This is a genomic window from Actinokineospora sp. HUAS TT18 (genome assembly GCF_051364635.1).
Lineage (GTDB): Bacteria > Actinomycetota > Actinomycetes > Mycobacteriales > Pseudonocardiaceae > Actinokineospora.
This window is the reverse complement of record NZ_CP195645.1, coordinates 922,230-940,087: the sequence shown is the minus strand read 5'-3', so window position 1 is coordinate 940,087 and position 17,858 is coordinate 922,230. Positions and strand designations below refer to the sequence as shown.

Genomic DNA, 17,858 nt, shown 5'->3' with positions numbered 1-17,858 from the left:
CCGCTCGGTGTGGGGGTGACGGCCAGATCCGGACAGTCAGCTCCGCGCGCGGAGCCTGCGAACCTCGTCCAAGAGCGACTGGATGTCGGCGGGCGCGTGGGCGAGGAAGTCGACCACCGCGTCCAGTTCGGCGGTCGGCGACCCCCACGATTCGTCGCGGAGGCGGACGTCGAGGTAGATCTCGTGGTCGTGGTCCGCCGTCTCGTCGACGCGGATCATCGAGCATCCGCCGGCCGCGAACCGGGACTCCAGCTGTCCCGTCCACGGCCGCGGCGCCACCTCCACCGCGCGCGGCTGCCGTTCTTCTATCTGAGCGAGATCCAGCGCCGACTCGTCATCCGCCATGGGGCGATGATGCCACCGGGCTCGACCTGCGGGCCGACGGAATGATCATCGGGGTGCCGGTCTCCGGGTCGTCCATCACCCGGCACGGCAGGCCGAAGACGTCCTCGATCAGTTCCGCGCTGACCACCTCGGCGGGCGCCCCCTCAGCCGCGACCACTCCCCCGGGCCGCATCACCACCACGTGCGAGGCGTACCGGAACGCCTGGTTCAGGTCGTGCAGCACGGCGACCACGGTGTGTGTGCCGCGATCGTGCAGGTCGGCGCACAGGTCCAGTACCTCGAGCTGGTGGGCGATGTCGAGGTACGTCGTCGGCTCGTCGAGCAGCAGGATCGGGGTCTGCTGGGCCAGTACGACCGCCAGCCACACCCGCTGCCGCTGCCCGCCGGACAGTTCGTCGACCAACCGGCCCGCCAGGTCCAGCACCCCGGTCGCGCGCATCGACTCGGTCACGATGGTTTCGTCCTCGCGGGACCACTGCCGCAGGAGGCGCTGGTGCGGATACCGACCGCGGGCGACGAGGTCGGCCACCGAGATTCCGCCCGGGGCCACCGACGACTGCGGCAGCAGCCCGAGCCGCCGGGCGACCTCGCGGGACTTGTAGGACGCGATCTCCGCGCCGTCGAGGTACACCGTGCCCGCGCGGGGTTTGATCATCCGGGCCAGCGCCTTGAGCAGGGTCGACTTGCCGCACGCGTTGGGGCCGACGATGGCGGTGAACGACCCGGTGGGGATCGCCACGGTCAGGTTCGTGGCGACGAGCCGCTGGTCGTAGCCCAGGGTCAGGTTCGAGCCGTGCAGGCGGGTCATGCGCGTCCTTCTCGTCGCCGGGTGGCCAGGAACCAGATCAGGTAGAACCCGCCGAGCACCCCCGTCGCCGTGCCGACGGGGAGTTGGGTGTCGGGGAACAACCGTTGCACGCCCAGGTCGCTGAGCGCCAGGAGCAGTGCGCCCATCCACGCCGAGGTCATCATGCCGGGCCCGGTGCCGCGGGTGAGCCGGTGCGCCAGCTGCGGTGCGGCCAGCGCGAGGAACCAGACCGGGCCGGTGGCCGCGGTGGCGAACGCGGCGAGGGCGACGCTGGTGACGATCAGCGCGAACCGGGTCCAGTCGACGCCGACGCCGAGGGCGCGCGCCAGGTCGTCGCCCAGGTCGAGCAGGGCGAGGCGGCGGGCGAAGTAGCCCGCGATGGGCAGCAGGACCGCGATCGACACCGCGATCAGGGTCACGTGGTCCCAGCCGCGCCCGTTGACGGTGCCGAACAGCCACGCCTGCGCGGCCAGCGCGTCCTGCCAACTGGCGCGGGTGATCAGGTAGGAGTTGACCGACAGCAGCAGCGCCCCGATCCCGATGCCGACCAGCACGAACCGCGACGACACGCCGCCGCGGCCGAAGGCCAGCGCGTAGATCGCCACCGCGGTCGCCAGGCCGCCGACCAGCGCGCCCGCCGCGATGGCCATCATGCTGCCGTGCACGACGGTGATCATGATGAGCGCGCCGGTCGACGAGCCGTAGGTGAAGCCGATGATGTCGGGGCTGCCCAGCGGGTTTCCCGACAGCCGCTGCAGGATCGCCCCGCTCGCGCCGAGTGCCGCGCCGACCAGGATCGCGGTCAGCAGTCGCGGCAGTCGGATCGTCTGGACGATGAAGTCCGCGCCGGGCGTGCCCTGTCCCAGCAGGCTGTCGATCACGGCACTCGGGCTGAGCGGGAAGTCGCCGGTGGCGAGACTGAACACCGCCACGACCGCGAGCGCCGCGGCCAGGACACCGGCCACGACGGGAGAGCGCGGCTCGAACCGGACAGACAGCCCGCGCACCCGGAGCACGGTCATAGCGAACTCAGCTTCCGTCGGCGGCACAGGGCCAGGAACACGGGGGCGCCGACGAACGCGGTCACGATCCCCACCTGCACCTCGCCGGGTGAACCGATCACCCGACCGAGGGTGTCCGACCCGATCAGCAGGATCGGCGCCAGCACCAGCGAATACGGCAGCACCCACCGCTGGTCCGGCCCGACGAGCAGCCGCGCGACGTGCGGCACGGCGAGCCCGACGAACCCGATCGGCCCGGCCGCCGCCGTGGCCGCCCCGCACAGCAGCGTCACCGCGGCCGCCCCGAGGATCCGGGTCTGGCCGACGTTCGCGCCGAGCGCGCGGCTCATCTCCTCCCCGAGCGCCAGCACGTTCAACGGCCGCGCCAGTGACAGCGCCAGCAGGATCCCCGCGACCAGGAACGGCAGCAGGTCGACCACGACGTCGTAGCCGCGGCCCGCGAGCGACCCGGCGTTCCAGAACCGGAACTGGTTGAACGCCTGCGGGTTGACCAGCAGCACCGCGGTGTTGAACGCGTAGAGCACCGCGGTCACCGCGGACCCGGCCAACACCAACCGTTCCGGTGTCGCCGGCGTCCGCCCCGCCGAACCCAGCAGATACACCACGACCGCGGCGATCGCGGCCCCCGCGAACGCGAACCACACATACCCCAGCACCCCGGCCACGCCGAGGAACGCGATGGCGACGACCACCCCGCTCGACGCGCCGAGGCTGACGCCGAGCAGGCCGGGGTCGGCCAGGGGGTTGCGGGTCAGCGCCTGCAGCAGCGCCCCCGACAGGCCCAGCGCGGCGCCGACGAGCAGCCCGAGGATGGTCCGCGGGATCCGGTAGTCGTGGATGATGATCGAGTCGGGGCTGCCGTCGGGGTGCCACAGCACCCGCCAGGTCTCCAGGAACGAGATGTCCTTGGTGCCGAGCCAGACCCCGGTCAGCACCACCACCCCGAGGACGACGACGGCGGCCAGCAGCCCGGCCGTGCGGCTGATCACCCCTGGGACTCGATGAGGCTCTTCGGGCGCAGGTCGGTCCAGTTGGCCTCGACGTGGGCGAGGCAAGCGTCCTTCGCGTCGGGGCCGAACGCCTGGGTCCAGCCCGCGGGCACCGGCACGAACACCGGCCACAGCGAGTGCTGGTTCTCGGCGTTGACCAGCACCAGGAACTGGCCCTGCTGGTCGTCGAAGGGATTGGTCATCGGGTCTGGCTCCTTGCGATCAGTGCGGAAACGGTCAGGTCGGGGGCGGCCACGGCGGCGGTGAGCACCGCGCGCAGCGCCTCGACGAGTCGGGACGCGGTGGGCCGGTCGTAGCGGTCGGTGGCGTAGGCGAGTTCGCCGTGGACCGGGCCGCCGCCGCGGGGTTCGTAGAAGTTGACGGTGAGCTCGGCGTCGGCGGACCCCGTCGACACGGCGCGGAAGTCCGCGGCCAGGTCGGCGGCTTCGTGGTGCACCAGCATCACGCGCGGGTGCCCGAGTTCGGCCAGTGGGACCGCGCGGTGGCCGAGCGCGTCGAGGTTCGCCGAGCGCACCCTGGCGAGGAGATCGGTGAACGTCGGGTCGCCGGAGGTGTCGGTGCGCAGGACCACTGTGGACAGGAACGGGCCGATCAGGTCGGTGAGCCGGTCGTCGTCGCGGCCGGCGACCATCGTGCCCACCGGCAGGTCGTCGCCGGGCAGCATGACGGCCAAGGCCGCCTGCATGACCATGAACATGCTGGTCCCGGTCGCGCCCGCGAGCCGGTCGATGCCTTCGTGCAGCGGCTCGTCCAGGACGAACTCGACGTGGTCGGCGGCGTGGCCCGCGCTCGGCGCGAGGTCGGCCCCCGCCAGGGTGCGGTGCCAGTACTCGGCGTCGGTGTCGAGCTGGTTGGCCCACGCGGCGTGGTCGGCGTAGCGGACCGGCAGCGGCGTCCAGTGCGGCGCCGTTCCGGCCGCGCGCGCGGCGTAGGCGGTGGCGAGGTCACGCACCAGCGGCACCACCGACCATTCGTCCACGGCCAGGTAATGCATGGCGAGCATCAGCGCGTGGTCGGTGCCGTCGGTCAGCAGGGTCGCCTCGAACGGCTGCCCCGGGACGCGCCGCGCGAGGTGGTGCGCGCGGACCTCGATGTCCACGCAGGTCTCGCGGGCGACCTCGACGCCGGGCAGGAGCCGCTGGCCCGTTTCGCTGACGTCGGTGCGCAGCGGCTCGTGCCGCTGGACCACGTCGTGCACGGCGGCCACGGCCGCGTCGGGCTCCATGCCCGGCCACCGCAGCAGCAGGGCGTGGTCGAACGCGGGCCGCCGCCGCAGCCGAGCGAGCTGTTCACGCTGCGCGGGCGACGCGGGCAGCTCCGACCAGTCCTCAGTGGACGCGACCAGCCGCGGGGTGCGGGCGGGCGCGTCGCCGAGCTTCGCGGCGAGACCGGCGACGGTCGGCGCGTCGAACACGTCGCGCAGGGACAGTTCGGCGTCGAGCACCGACCGCACCTTGCCGAGCAGCCGCATCGCCGACATCGAGTGGCCGCCGAGTGCGAAGAAGTTGTCGTGCACACCCACCCCGGTCAGGCCGAGGATGTCGCCGAACAGCTCGGCCAGCGCCGCCTGGCGCGGCGTCGACGGGCGGGTGTCGCCGGTCAGCTCGGCCCAGTCGGGCGCGGGCAGGGCGCGGCGGTCGAGCTTGCCGTTGGGGGTCAGCGGCAGCGGGCCGTCCAGCGGGATCACGATGGCCGGGACCATGTACTCGGGCAGCGTGCCCGCGACCGACGCCCGGACCTGGGCCGGGTCGTCGACCATCCCGGTCACGTAGCCGACGAGGCGCACGATGTCGCCCTGCCGGTCGGCGACCACGGCGGCCTGGGCGACCGACGGGTGCGCGGTGAGCGCGGCCTCGACCTCACCCAGTTCGATGCGGAAACCGCGGATCTTGACCTGGCTGTCGACCCGGCCGAGGAAGTCCAGGTTCCCGTCGCGACCCCACCGCGCCCGGTCGCCCGTGCGGTACATCCGGGACCCGGGCGTGCCGAACGGGTCGGCGGTGAACCGCTCCGCCGTCAGCCCGGCCTTGCCGAGGTAGCCGCGCGCGAGGCCGCGCCCGGACACGTACAGCTCCCCCACCACGCCGGGCGGCACCGGGCGCAGGAACGCGTCGAGCACGTAGCAGCGGGTGTTCGGGTCCGGGACGCCGATCGGCACGCGGCCGACGGATGTGCCGGGTTCGGCGACCCATAGCGTGGAGTTGACCGTGGCCTCGGTGAGCCCGTAGGCGGCGATCAGGTTCACGGTGGCGCCGAAGCGGTCGAACAGGTCCGGCGGCACGGTTTCGGTGCCGACCAGGATCGTGGAGCCGTACGGCAGTTCGCACTCCGGCGGCAGCGCGGAGACCAGCGACGGCGGCAGGATCAGGTGCGTCACCGCGGCCTCGGCGAGGAAGTCGGTGAGCGGGGCGCCTGCGACCCTGGCTTCCTCGGGCACCAGCACGAGCGTGCCGCCGTGGCACAGGGCCATGGCCAGCTCGAACACCGCGACGTCGAAGCCGATCGAGGCGAACTGCAGGACCCGGCTGTCCGGGCGCAGCCCCATCCGGTCGACAGCGGTGGCCACCAGGCTCGAGATGCCCTCGTGCGGCACTACGACGCCCTTGGGCTTGCCCGTGGACCCCGACGTGTAGATGACGTACGCCGCTTGGTCGAGGACGACCGCCACCGGGTCCACTGTGGACACCTCGGTCGGCAGGCGGGGGTCGTCGAGCAGCAGCACGTCGGCGACGGGCGGCAGCTTGCCCGCGATGGCCTCGGTGCCCACGACGAGCCGGGCGTCCGAGTCGGTGATCATGTAGGCGAGCCGGTCGGCCGGGTGCGCGAGGTCCAGCGGCAGGAACGCCGCGCCGAGGCGGACCACGGCCATGATCGTGGCGACCATGTCGATCGACCGCGGCACCGCGACACCGACGACGCTCTCGGCCCCGACACCGCGTTCGGCGAGCAGCGCGGCGATGTAGGCGGCCCTGGCGTCGAGTTCGGCGTAGGAGGCCGAGCGCGACCCCTCGGTGACCGCGACCGCGTCGGGCTGCCGGACGACCAGGTCGGCGAACATCCCGGGCAAGGTCGATTCCTCGACGACGCGCTCGGTCGCGTTGAACCCGGTCAGGACCTGCCGGCGTTCGTCGCCGACGAGGACGTCGATCAGGCTGATCGGCTGGTCCGGGTGCGCCACGACGGTGTCGAGCAGCACCTGGAGCCGCTCGCCGAGGGCCACGACGGTGGTCTCATCGAACAGTTCCGCGGCGTACTCGATCCGGCAGCCGAGGCCGTCGGGGCTCTCGGTGAAGGTGAACGCCAGGTCGAACTTCGCCGAGCGGGACTCGAACGGCACATCGGTGACGTCGAGCCCGGCCAACTCGATCCGCTCGCCGGTGCGGTGGTGGTAGCCGACCATCACCTGGAACAGCGGGTTGCGGGCGGCCGAGCGCGGCGGGTTGACCCGCTCGACCACGGCCTCGAACGGCACGTCGGCGTTGGCGAACGCGGCGAGGTCGTGCTCGCGGACCCGGGTGAGCAGGTCGCGGAACGCGGGGTCGCCGGAGGTGTCGGTGCGCAGTACGAGGGTGTTGACGAAGAACCCGACGAGGTCGTCGAGCGCGGCGTCGGTGCGACCGGCGATCGGGGCGCCGATCGGCAGGTCGACCCCCGCGCCGAGCCTGGTCAGCAGCGCGGCCACGGCGGCGTGCAGGACCATGAACATGCTGGCCCCGCTGCCCTTGGCCAGCTCCTTCAGTCCACTGTGGGCGTTCAGGGCGAGTTCGACCTCGCCGCCCGCGAACTCGGGCCGCGTGGGCCGGGGCCGGTCGGTCGGCAGGTCGAGCTCGTCGGGGGCGCCGTCGAGCGCCTTGGCCCAGAAGTCGAGCTGGCGCGCGGCCAGGCTCGCCGGGTCGGCCGAGTCACCCAGCAGTTCGCGGTGCCAGAGCGTGTAGTCGGCGTACTGCACCGGCAGCGGCGCCCAGTCCGGCGCGGCGCCCGCGGTCCGCGCGGTGTACGCCTCGGCGAAGTCGCGCAGGAACGGGCGGTCGGACCACTCGTCGGTGGTGATGTGGTGCAGCAGGATCACCGCGACGTGCTCGGCGGGGCCGGTCTCGATGAGGGTGGCGCGCAGCGGCACCTCGGTGGCCAGGTCGAACGGCCGGGCGATCCGGTCGGCCACGATCGCGGCCACGTCGCCGCGCACGGTCTCGACCTCGACGCGGGCGTCGGCGACCACGCGCTGGAACGGGACGCCTTCGCGTTCACCGATGACCGTGCGCAGGGCTTCGTGCCGTGCCAGCACGTCGTTGAGCGCCGCCTCCCACGCCGCCACGTCCAACTCGCCCGCCACGCGCATGACGAGCGGGAAGTTGTAGGCGACGCCCTGCACGACCCACAGGCGCTGCTGGGCGTGCGACAGCGGGATCTCCTCGGGGCGCGGCCGGGCGGTGAGCGCGGGCCGGTCCCGGTCGACGGCGCGCTTGACGAGTTGGGCGACCGTTGGCGCCTCGAACAGGTCGCGGATCGACAGGTGCCCGCCCAGCGCCGCGCGTGACCGGGAGATCAGGCGCGTGGCCAGCAGCGAGTGCCCGCCGAGGGCGAAGAAGTCGTCGTCCACGCCGACCGACTCGACGCCGAGCACGTCGGCGAACAGCGCGCAGAGGACGGTCTCCTGCTCGGTCCGCGGCGCGGTGCTCTCCCGCGACTCCACGACGGGTTCGGGCAGGGCGCGGGTGTCGAGCTTGCCGTTGACCGTCAGCGGCAGCGCGTCGACCGCGACGAACGCGGCCGGGACCATGTAGTCCGGCAGCGACTTCATCAGGAAGTCCCGCAGACCAGGCAGGGTCTCCTCGCCACAGACGACGTAGCCGACGAGGCGCTTGTCGCGCAGGATCACCGCGGCGTGGGTGACGTCGGGATGCGCGGACAGCGCGGTGCTGATCTCGCCCAGCTCGACGCGGTAGCCGCGGATCTTGACCTGGTCGTCGGTGCGGCCGAGGAAGTCGAGGATGCCGCTGCCGTCGGCGCGGCGGACCACGAGGTCCCCGGTGCGGTACATGCGCTCGCCGGGCGCGCCGAACGGGTCGGCGACGAACCGGTCGGCGGTGAGGCCGGGCCGGGCGTGGTAGCCGCGGGCGAGGCCGATGCCGGAGATGTAGAGCTCGCCGGGGCAGCCGGGCGGGACCGGGCGCAGCGCGCGGTCGAGCACATGGCCGCGGGTGTTCCAGATCGGGCGGCCGACCGTCGGCGTCGCACTGTCCTCAGTGGACGCGCCGAGGGTGTTGATCGTGTACTCGGTGGGCCCGTAGAGGTTGTAGCCGTAGGTGCCCTCGGTGTCGCGCAGGCGGTTCCACACGGTGTCGGACACCGCTTCGCCGCCGAGCAGCACCAGCGGCGGCACGTGGCCGTCGAGCAGTCCTTCCTCGATGAGCAACTGCGCGTAGGTGGGGGTCACGTTGACGACGTCGACCTGGTGGGCGTCGCAGTAGGCGACGAGCGCCTCGGCGTCGCGGCGCAGCGTCTCGTCGCACACGTGCACCTCGTGGCCCGCCACCAGCCACAGCAGTTCCTCCCACGACATGTCGAAGGCGAACGACACGGTGTGGGCGATGCGCAGGCGCCGGTTCCCGGCCGCGGCGATGGCCGGGTCGAAGATCGCGCCCTGGTGGTTGAGCTGCATGTTCGTCAGGCCGCGGTAGGGCGTCACAACGCCCTTGGGCCTGCCGGTGGAGCCGGAGGTGTAGATGACGTAGGCGGGGTGGTCGAGCCTGCCGGGCTTGCCGTGGGCGAACTCGGGCCGCTCGGCGTCGCTGATCGGATCGGCCGAGTAGGGCAGTTCGCTCCCGTCCAGCAGCACCTCGGGGGTGCCGGTGCCCGCCAGGGTCGGCGCGACCGCCGGGGTCGACACCAGGCACAGTGGCGCGGTGTCCTCGATCATCAGCTTCAGCCGGTCGGCCGGGTGGTCGAGGTCGAGCGGCAGGTAGGCCGCGCCGGTCCGCAGGACGGCGAACAGCGCGACGACCATCTCGATCGACCGGGGCAGCGCCAGCGCGACGACCCGCTCGGGGCCCGCGCCGCGGGCGAGCAGCAGCCGGGTGAGCCGGTTGATCTCGCCGTCGAACTCGGCGTAGGTGAGGCGGCGGTCGCCGAAGACCAGCGCGACCGCGTCCGGGGTGCGTTCGACCTGGTCGGCGAGCATGTCGGCGACGGTCTCGTCGGGCACCGCGTGCTCGGGCCACTCGCGGACGTGTTCGTCGGGCAGCAACAGGTCGAGCGTGCCGGTGAGCGCGGCCGGGTCGGCGAGCAGGCGGTCGAGGACGGCCTCGAACCGGGCGAGGATCACCGCGGCCTGCTCGGCGGGGATCAGGTCGGGCCGGTGGTCGAGTGCGACCCGCAGCCGCTCGCCGGGGGTGATGATCAGCGTCAGCGGGTAGTGCGTGGCGTCGACGCTGCCGACGCCGGTGATGCCGTGGCGCGTGGTCAGCTCGGTGAACGTGCCGACGTCGGTGAAGTTCTGCAGCACGAACAGCGTGTCGAACAGCGTGCCGTGCCCGGCCGCCCGCTGCACCTCGCCCAGGCCGAGGTAGTCGTGGTTCATCAGGTCGGCGCGCTGGGCCTGCACCCGGCGCAGCAGGTCCCCGACGGTTTCGGTGGCGGTGAACCGGACGCGCGTCGGCACGGTGTTGAGGAACATGCCGATCGCGGTGTCCAGTCCGGCGACCTCGGCGGGCCTGCCCGCGACGGTCGCGCCGAACACGATGTCGTCGGCGCCGACGATCGCCGACAGGGTCAGCGCCCACGCGGTCGTGAGGACGGTGTTGATCGTCAGACCGTTGGCGCGGACGTGGGCGCGCAGCCGCTCGGTGCGCTCCTCGGTGAACTCGACGCGGCGTCGCAGCGGGATGACGGGCTCGCCGCCGCGGTCGCGGGCGACGAGGGTCGGCTCGGCCAGGTCGGACAACGCATCGCCCCACGCGGCTCGGGCGGCGGCGAAGTCCTGGTTGTCCAGCCAGCTCAGATAGTCACGGTAGCTGCCGGGGGTGGTGAGTTCGCCGCCCGCGTACAGCTCCATCAGCTCGGCCAGGAACAGCGACTGCGACCAGCCGTCCCAGGCGATGAGGTGGTGGCTGAGCACGAGCCGGTCGCCGTCGGGTAGCCGCAGCAGGGTCAGCCGGAACAGCGGCGGCGCGGCGAGGTCGAATCGGGTGCGCCGGTCGGCGTCGAGGATCGCGTCGACGTCGGCCGGGTGGTCGATCACGGTCAGCGGGACGTCGACGGCGGCGCCGACGAACTGGACCGGCGCCCGCAGGCCGTCGCTGGTGATGCCCGCGCGCAGCGTCGGGTGCCGGTCGAGCAGCGCGGCGACGGCGGCGCGGAGCCGGTCGGTGTCGAGGCGGTGGGCGAAGTCGAAGGTGTCCTGGGCGGTGTAGACGTCGAGGCCGTCGGTGTCGTAGCCGGCGTGGAAGTAGATGCCTTCCTGCAGCGGCGACAGCGGCCAGATGTCGGCCACCGGCACCGGGCTGACCCGCTCGACCTGCTCGATCTCGGCGGGGTCGAGGTCGGCGAGGTACTCGCCGGTCCGGACCAGTTCGCTGAGCGCGGCGGCCCACGCGTCGCTGAGCGCGTGTGCCTCGGCGTCGGTGAGGGCGCCCGCGGGCCAGGTCCAGGTCGCGCGGAGCCGGTCGCCGTCGGTCATGGCGTTGAGCTGCAGCGTGTACGGCAGCGCCAGGTCCGGGTCGGGTTCGACGGTCACGGCCTGGTGCGAGTCGACGCGGCCGAGGTAGTTGACCAGGACCTGCGCGGTGGCGAGCCGGGCGAACACGGGGGCCAACTGCGGGTTGAGGTAGCGCAGCGGGCCGTAGCCCGCGCCGTGGTCGGGTGCGGCGTTGAGCGCGGCGCGGACGCCCTTGCGCACGTCGGCGGTGTCGGTCAGCCGGACCGGGTGCAGGCTGGTGAACCAGCCGATGGTGCGGGACAGGTCGTGGTCGCCCGCGCGGCCGTGCCGCTCCAGGTCGACCAGGAGGTCACCCGCGCCCCTCGTGCGGGTGACCGCCAGGCGTAAGGCGGCGAGAACGAGCTCGGTCGGGTCGCCCCCGAGGAACGCGGCCGTGTCCTCAGTGGACAGCTCGACGGTGTGGTGCCGGGCGTCGGCCTGCACGGCGTCGCGGCCCGCGCCGGGGACAAGGTCGGCGCCCGGGGCGAGGGTCGCGGTCCAGTGCGGCATCTCGGCCAGGCGCGCCGCGGACTGGGCTTCCTCGGCGATGTCGCGGGCGAAGCGGCGCAGCGACACCGGAACCGGGTCGAGCGCCGCGCCTGCGCAGGCGGCCCGCAGGTCCTCCAGCAGGATCCGCCAGGAGACGCCGTCGATCACGAGGTGGTGCACGACGAGCAGCAGCTCGCCGTCGAACAGGACGGCTTGCAGCATGACGCCCGCGTCGGGGTCGAGGCGCGCGGCCGCCGCGGTGGCCTCGGTGTCGACCTCACCGGTCGCGCGCCGCACCTCGACACGGACAGCGCCCACCGGCTGGGTCTCCTGCGACCACAGGGCGGGGATGCCGGGGCCGAGGTCGACCCTGGCCAGCCGCAGCCGCAGCGCGTCGTGGTGGTCGACCACGGTCTGCAGCGCCATGGTCAGCGTCGCCTCGTCGGCGTCGGTCTTGACCAGCGCGGACATGGTGAAACGGGCGATGGACCCGCCGTCCTCGCGCAGCTGGTGCACGATCGGCAGCAGGGGCACGTCGCCCACGCCGTCGGTGTCGGCGGTGACCGCGGCCGAGGGCTTTCCGGCGGCGATCAGGGCCGCCGGGGTGCGGTGGGTGAACACATCGCGGGGGCTGATCGCGTAGCCGGCCTTGCGGGCCTTGCTGGACACCGCGATCGACAGGATGCTGTCACCGCCGAGGGCGAAGAAGTCCTCGTCGGCGCCGACGCCGTCGAGGCCGAGCACGTCGGCGAAGATCCCGCACAGCGGGTTCGCCGCCGGTGCCGTCACGCGCCGCTGGACGGTCGGCGCGGGCAGCGCGGCCCGGTCGAGCTTGCCGCCCGGTGTCCTGGGCAGGGCGTCGAGCACGACGAGGTGACTCGGCACGACCGCGGCGGGCAGGGCCGCGGCGAGGTCGGCGCGGACGGCGTCGAGGTCGACATCGCCTGCCAGGTAGCCGACGATCTGATCGGCCACCACGGTGACGACGACGTCGGGGCTCCAGCGTCGCAGGACGGCTTCGATCTCGCCCGCCTCGACCCGGTTGCCCTTGACCTTGAGCTGGTGATCAGCGCGCCCCAGGTAGGTGAGGACACCGTCCTCCGCCCAGGTGACGAGGTCCCCGGTGCGGTACATGCGGTCGCCGGGCGCGCCGAACGGGTCGGCCACGAACCGCTCCGCGGTGAGCCCGGGCCTGCGGTGGTAGCCGCGGGCGAGCTGAGTGCCGCCGATGTAGAGCTCGCCGGAGGAAGCGGGCTGGAGCTTGTCGTCGAGGACGTAGGTGTTGGTGTTCCACACTGGACGTCCAATGGGGACGGTGTGGTCGGCCGCGCAGCCTGCGGGCCAGCTGGTGACCTGGATGACGGTCTCGGTGGGGCCGTAGACGTTGAACAGCGGCACGCCGGTTCGGTCGAGCCACTCGCGGGCCAGTTCGGCGCGCAGGGCCTCGCCGCCGGAGAACGCCCGGCGCAGGCTGGTCCACCAGTTGCCGACGTCCTCGCGCAGCAGCGCGGCGTACATCGACGGGACGAGGTCGATGGTGGTGATCTGGTGGTGCTGGACCAGCTCGGCCAGGTATACCGGGTCGCGGTGGCCGTCCGGGCGGGCGACGACGACGGTGGCGCCGGTCAGCAGCGGGGCGAAGATCTCCTGCACGGCCGGGTCGAATCCGGCCGAGTACTGGTGCAGGACGCGGTCGCCGGGCTTGAACCCGAATCGGTCCGCCACCCAGGCGAGCTGACCGGTGACGGCCTCGTGGGTGCCAAGGACGCCCTTGGGGTTGCCGGTGGAGCCGGAGGTGTAGATCAGATAGGCGGCGTCGCCCGGTCGGGCGACATGGGGAACCGGGTCGGCTTCGCCGCCGACCATGACGTGGGGGATGCCAGGCAGCCGATCGGCCACTTCGGCGGTCGTGACCACGAGCGCGGCTTGCGAGTCGTCGATGAGGTACTGGATGCGGTCGGCGGGGTGGTCGAGGTCGATCGGCACATACGCCGCCCCCGCCTTGAGCACGCCGAGCAGCGCAACGATCAGGTCGGCAGACCGGGGAACCGCGACCGCCACCAGCGGCCCGGTGATCTGCCGGGCGACGGCGTTGGCGCGGCGGTCGAGCTCGGCGTAGGTGAGGGTGGCGTCGTCACTGATCACCGCGACCGCATCGGGCGTCCGGGCGACCTGCGCGGCGAAGGCGTCGTGCAGGGTCGTGGCGGGCAGCTCCAGCCGCTCCCCCACGATCACACCCGCGCCGCCGTCCCGAACGGGAGCGTCCGGCTCGGCGATCACGGCCCGCAGCAGCTCCCGCAACCGCCCGACGAACCGCCGCGCGTCCTCATCGGACAGCCGCGCCAGGTCGTGTTCGACCCGCAGCCGCAGCTGTTCGCCGGGGATCACGGTGAGCGCCAACGGGTAATGCACCGAGTCGAGCACCCGCGAAGCGACAACCCGGCTCGACTCGGCCCGCGGCTGGTTCTCCACCACGACGAACGCGTCGAACAGGTCGCCCTGGACGCCTGCCGCCCGCTGGATCTCCGCCAGGCCGAGGTGCTGGTGGTCGAACAGGTCGGCCTGCGCGCGCTGGAAGTCGCGGAGCACCGAGGACACCGGCTGCGCGGCCCGCCACGTCACCCGCGCGGGCACCGTGTTGATCAGCAGTCCGACGACGGACTCGATACCGTCCACGGGCGCCTGCCGACCCGACACCGTCGTGCCGAACACGACGTCCGACCGGCCGAGCGTCTCGCCCAGCGCGACACCGAAGCAGCCCTGGACCACGCTGCTGACCGTGACCCCGAGCGCCCTGGCCTGCGCGGCGAGCAGGGACGTGACCCCCGACGACAGTGCGAACTCGATGGCGCCGGACCCCGAGCCCGACGCCGCGGGCAGCAGGGTCGGCGAGACCCCGGCGAGCGCCGTGGCCCACGCCGCGCGGGCCGCGACCCGGTCCCGGGCGCCCAGCCAGCGGAAATAGCCCTGGTACGCGGTGTTCTCCACCGCTTCGGCCCCCTCGAGCAGGTCACGCATGATCGTCGCCACCGACCAGCCGTCGGCGATGATGTGGTGCACGGTCAGAGTCAGTTGGCGGCCGTCGAGCGACGCCCGCAGCAAAGGCGGCTGAGCCAGGTCCAGCGGACCGTCGGACAGCTCCACCGTCGCCGGGATGAACTGCACGATCTGCCCGTCGTCCCTGGCCAGGAATCCGGCCCGCAGCAGCGGATGCCGCACCAGCAGTCGCCGCAGGGACTCCCGCAGCACGGCCGGGTCGAGATCGTCGCTCAGCTCCAGAACCTGCCGCACCACATAGGTGTCGGCGTCGTCGGCCACGGAGTGGAAGTAGAAGCCCTCCTGCAGCGGCGTCGCGGGCAGCACGTCGGACAGCGGCGGCAGCGCGGCGAGTTCCTCGGCGGTCAACTCCACCCGAACCGACGGCAGCGCGGCGCCGTCGACCGCCCGAGCCGACGCGGCCAGCGCCGACACGGTCCGGTGGGTGAACACCTCGCGCGGGGTGATCTCCATGCCCGCCGCCCGGGCGCGGTTGACGAGTTGGATGGCGACGATGCTGTCGCCGCCCAACTCGAAGAAGCTGTCGTGCACACCCACGGCGGGCAGGCCAAGCAGCTCGGCCATGATCCCGGCCAGCGTCGCCTCCGCCGCGGTGGCAGGCGCGGCGTCGCCCGCCAGGGCCGTCCAGTCCTGCTCAGGCAGCTTCGCCGAGTCGAGTTTGCCGTTGGGGGTCAACGGGAGCGGGCCGGGCACCGAGATGATCAGCGACGGCACCGCGTGCTCCGGCAGCGTCCCGGCAAGCGCCGAACGCAGCGCGGACGGGTCCGCGGCGCCGACGAAGTAGGCGACGAGGCGCTTGCTGTCGCGGTGGTCGGTGCGCACCACGACCGCGGCCTGGGCCACGTCCGCGCACGCCATCAGGGCGCTCTCGATCTCACCGGGCTCGATGCGGTGGCCGCGGATCTTCAGCTGGCCGTCGGCGCGGCCGAGGAAGTCGAGGTTGCCGTCGGCGCGCCAGCGGACGCGGTCGCCGGTGCGGTACATACGGGCGCCGGGCTCGGCGAACGGGTCGGCGATGAACCGCTCCGAGGACAGCCCGGCCTTGCCGAGGTAGCCGCGCGCGAGGCCGCGGCCGCCGACGTACAGCTCGCCCTCGGTGCCGACGCCGACCGGGCGCAGCGCCGAGTCCAGGACGTAGCAGCGGGTGTTCGGATCCGGCCTGCCGATCGGCACCGCGCCGATGTGATCGGGCGAGGCGAGCCACAGCGTGGAGTTGACGGTGGCCTCGGTCAGCCCGTAGGCGGCGACCACGCGCAGGCGCCGCGACCAGCGGGCGATCAGTTCGGCGGGCACGGTCTCGGTGCCGACGATCAGCACCGCGCCCTCCGGCAGTTCCTGCTCCGGCGGCAGCGCGGCCACCAGCGACGGCGGCAGGATCATGTGGGTGGCCTGGTGGGCGGCGATGTACTCGGTCAGCTCCGAGCCCGCCACCCTGCGGTGACTCGGCACGATGATCGCCCGGCCGCCGACGCACAGCGACATGACCAGGTCCCACACCGTCACGTCGAACCCGACGGAGGCGAACTGCACGACCCGGCTGTCGCCGGTGATCCCGATGCGCTCGACGGCGGTCGTGATCAGGCTCCCGATGCCGTCGTGGGACACCACGACGCCCTTGGGCAGACCGGTGGAGCCGGAGGTGTAGATGACGTAGGCGGCCTGCGCGAGGTCGACCCGCACGCTGACGTCGAACGGCGACGCGGTGGCGAGTTCGGCCTCGGTCTCATCGAGCACCAACAGCGACGCCGCGGGCAGGTGATCCACCAGGTCGCGCACGGTGATCACGGTGTGCGCGTGGGCGTCGTCGAGCATGTAGGCGAGGCGGTCACGCGGATGGTCGGTGTCCAGCGGCAGGTAGGCCGCGCCGGCCTTCATCACCGCGAGCAGCGCCACGACCAGTTCGATCGAGCGCGGCAGCGCGACCGCGACGACGTCCTCGCCGCGCACCCCGCGCGCGATCAGCACGTGGGCCAGCCGGTTCGCGGCGGCGTTGAGGTCCGAATAGGACAGTTCACGGTCCTCGCAGACGATGGCGACCGCGTGCGGCGTGCGGAAGGCCTGCTGGCGGAACGCGGCGACCCAGGTCAGTTCGTCGGAGGGCCGCGGGTCGGCGCCCAGCGCCATGACGTGGTCGATCTCGGCCGGGGCGAGCAGGTCGAACTCGCCGACGGGGGTGTCGGGCGCGGCGGCCATCGCGTCGAGCAGCCTGCCGAAGCGGCGGTCGTGATCGGCCAGCTCGTCCTCGGTGCAGACCGCGGGGTCGGCGTCGAAGTCGATGCGGACCCGGCCGTCCTCCCGGGACTCCATCGAGGTGATGGTCAGGTTGTCGACCGCGCCCTGCCACAGGTAGTGCGAGGTCACCTCGCAGCCGTCCATGGCCAGGCCGGGCAGATACGGGATGACGTTGACGGTCGGGCCGATCAGATCGGCGACCCCGCCCCGCACGCCGAGGTCCCTGGCCAGGTCGTCGCCGGGGTAGCGGCCGTGTCGCACCACCGACATCACCTCGCCCGCCACCTGGGCCACAGCCGCGCGTGTCGTCGTCTCCGGGCGGATCGCCACCCGCAGCGGCACCACGTTCGAGGCCATGCCCGGGACGCCGCGCGCGTCTCGGTCGGTGCGCGCCGACACCGGCAGCCCCAGCACCAGGTCACGCTCGCCGCTCAACCGGTGCACGTACACCGCCGACGCGGCCAGCAGCAGCCGGTTCAGTCGCGTCCCGAACCCCGACGCCGACTCCCGCAGCGCCGCGGCCCGCTCCGCGGTCAGCCAGGTGGTGCGCCTGATCCGCCGGGTCGGCTGCCCGGCGGCGCGCGCTACCAGCCGCGCCGGCTCCGGCCGGTCGGCCAGGCGCGCGGACCAGAACGCGCGGTCACGCTCGAAGTCGGCGCCCGCGCGGTAGCGCTCGTCGGCGGCGACGAACCTGGCCAGCGACCAGTCCGGCGCCACCGCGGTGCCGTTGTAGATCTCCCCCGCGTACCGGCAGATCGCGAGCACGCCCGCGCCGTCGACCACGAGGTGGTGGTACCGCTGGTACCAGAACACCCGCTGTTCGGCCAGGCGGATGAGCGCCTGGCCGAACAGCGGACCCCCTGCGAGGTCGCCGGAGGCCGACGACCTCTCCCCCGACATCCACTCCAGCGCCGCGGCCTCCGGATCGGCCGCGGAGCTCACATCGACCACCGTGACGTCGACCGGCGCGGCCACGACACGCTGCCGCGGCTGCCCGTCGACCTCGGTGATCCGCACCTGCACGGACTCCGCCGCCCCGACCGCCGTGGCCACCGCGGCGGCCAGCCGGTCGAGGTCGACGGGACCGGAGATGTCCAGATACGCCGCGATGGTGTATGTGGGGTCGTCCGGCTCGAACTTCGACGCGAGCCAGATCCCCCGCTGTGCACCGGTGAGGGGCAGATCGGACATCTCTGCGC

The 17,858-nt window shown here is 73.0% G+C and carries 6 protein-coding genes; all 6 read right to left on the bottom strand.

The genetic code is table 11. The features are described 5' to 3' along the window. Positions 1–36 precede the first annotated feature (36 nt). The 6 genes from ACSHT8_RS04145 to ACSHT8_RS04120 are packed head-to-tail and all read right to left on the bottom strand — an operon-like array spanning position 37 to position 17,850. The gene (locus ACSHT8_RS04145; RefSeq protein WP_436497826.1) at positions 37–345 is read right to left on the bottom strand and encodes a hypothetical protein; all 309 of its coding nucleotides are present in this window, start codon (positions 343–345) and stop codon (positions 37–39) included. Further along, positions 335–1,153, bottom strand: a complete 819-nt coding sequence (locus ACSHT8_RS04140; protein ID WP_436497824.1) for an ABC transporter ATP-binding protein — start codon at positions 1,151–1,153, stop codon at positions 335–337. The genes ACSHT8_RS04145 and ACSHT8_RS04140 overlap by 11 nt, the downstream gene beginning before the upstream one ends. Next, positions 1,150–2,175, bottom strand: coding sequence for a FecCD family ABC transporter permease (locus tag ACSHT8_RS04135; protein WP_436497822.1), 1,026 nt, complete (start codon positions 2,173–2,175; stop codon positions 1,150–1,152). Before ACSHT8_RS04135 ends, ACSHT8_RS04140 begins: the two co-directional genes overlap by 4 nt. Beyond that, positions 2,172–3,164 carry a FecCD family ABC transporter permease gene (locus ACSHT8_RS04130; RefSeq protein ID WP_436497820.1) on the bottom strand — a complete coding sequence of 331 codons (993 nt, stop codon included), beginning with the start codon at positions 3,162–3,164 and terminating at the stop codon, positions 2,172–2,174. Before ACSHT8_RS04130 ends, ACSHT8_RS04135 begins: the two co-directional genes overlap by 4 nt. Further along, positions 3,161–3,367, bottom strand: a complete 207-nt coding sequence (locus ACSHT8_RS04125) for an MbtH family protein (RefSeq protein WP_436497818.1) — start codon at positions 3,365–3,367, stop codon at positions 3,161–3,163. The genes ACSHT8_RS04130 and ACSHT8_RS04125 overlap by 4 nt, the downstream gene beginning before the upstream one ends. Continuing rightward, positions 3,364–17,850, bottom strand: coding sequence for an amino acid adenylation domain-containing protein (locus ACSHT8_RS04120; protein WP_436497816.1), 14,487 nt, complete (start codon positions 17,848–17,850; stop codon positions 3,364–3,366). The genes ACSHT8_RS04125 and ACSHT8_RS04120 overlap by 4 nt, the downstream gene beginning before the upstream one ends. Positions 17,851–17,858 lie beyond the last annotated feature (8 nt).

What these genes read in the sequence shown, in the direction of transcription:
- ACSHT8_RS04145 (WP_436497826.1), bottom strand. Translation starts at nt 345, where the DNA reads ATGGCGGATGACGAGTCGGCGCTGGATCTCGCTCAGATAGAAGAACGG.
- ACSHT8_RS04140 (WP_436497824.1), bottom strand. Translation starts at nt 1,153, where the DNA reads ATGACCCGCCTGCACGGCTCGAACCTGACCCTGGGCTACGACCAGCGG.
- ACSHT8_RS04135 (WP_436497822.1), bottom strand. Translation starts at nt 2,175, where the DNA reads ATGACCGTGCTCCGGGTGCGCGGGCTGTCTGTCCGGTTCGAGCCGCGC.
- ACSHT8_RS04125 (WP_436497818.1), bottom strand. Translation starts at nt 3,367, where the DNA reads ATGACCAATCCCTTCGACGACCAGCAGGGCCAGTTCCTGGTGCTGGTC.
- ACSHT8_RS04120 (WP_436497816.1), bottom strand. Translation starts at nt 17,850, where the DNA reads ATGTCCGATCTGCCCCTCACCGGTGCACAGCGGGGGATCTGGCTCGCG.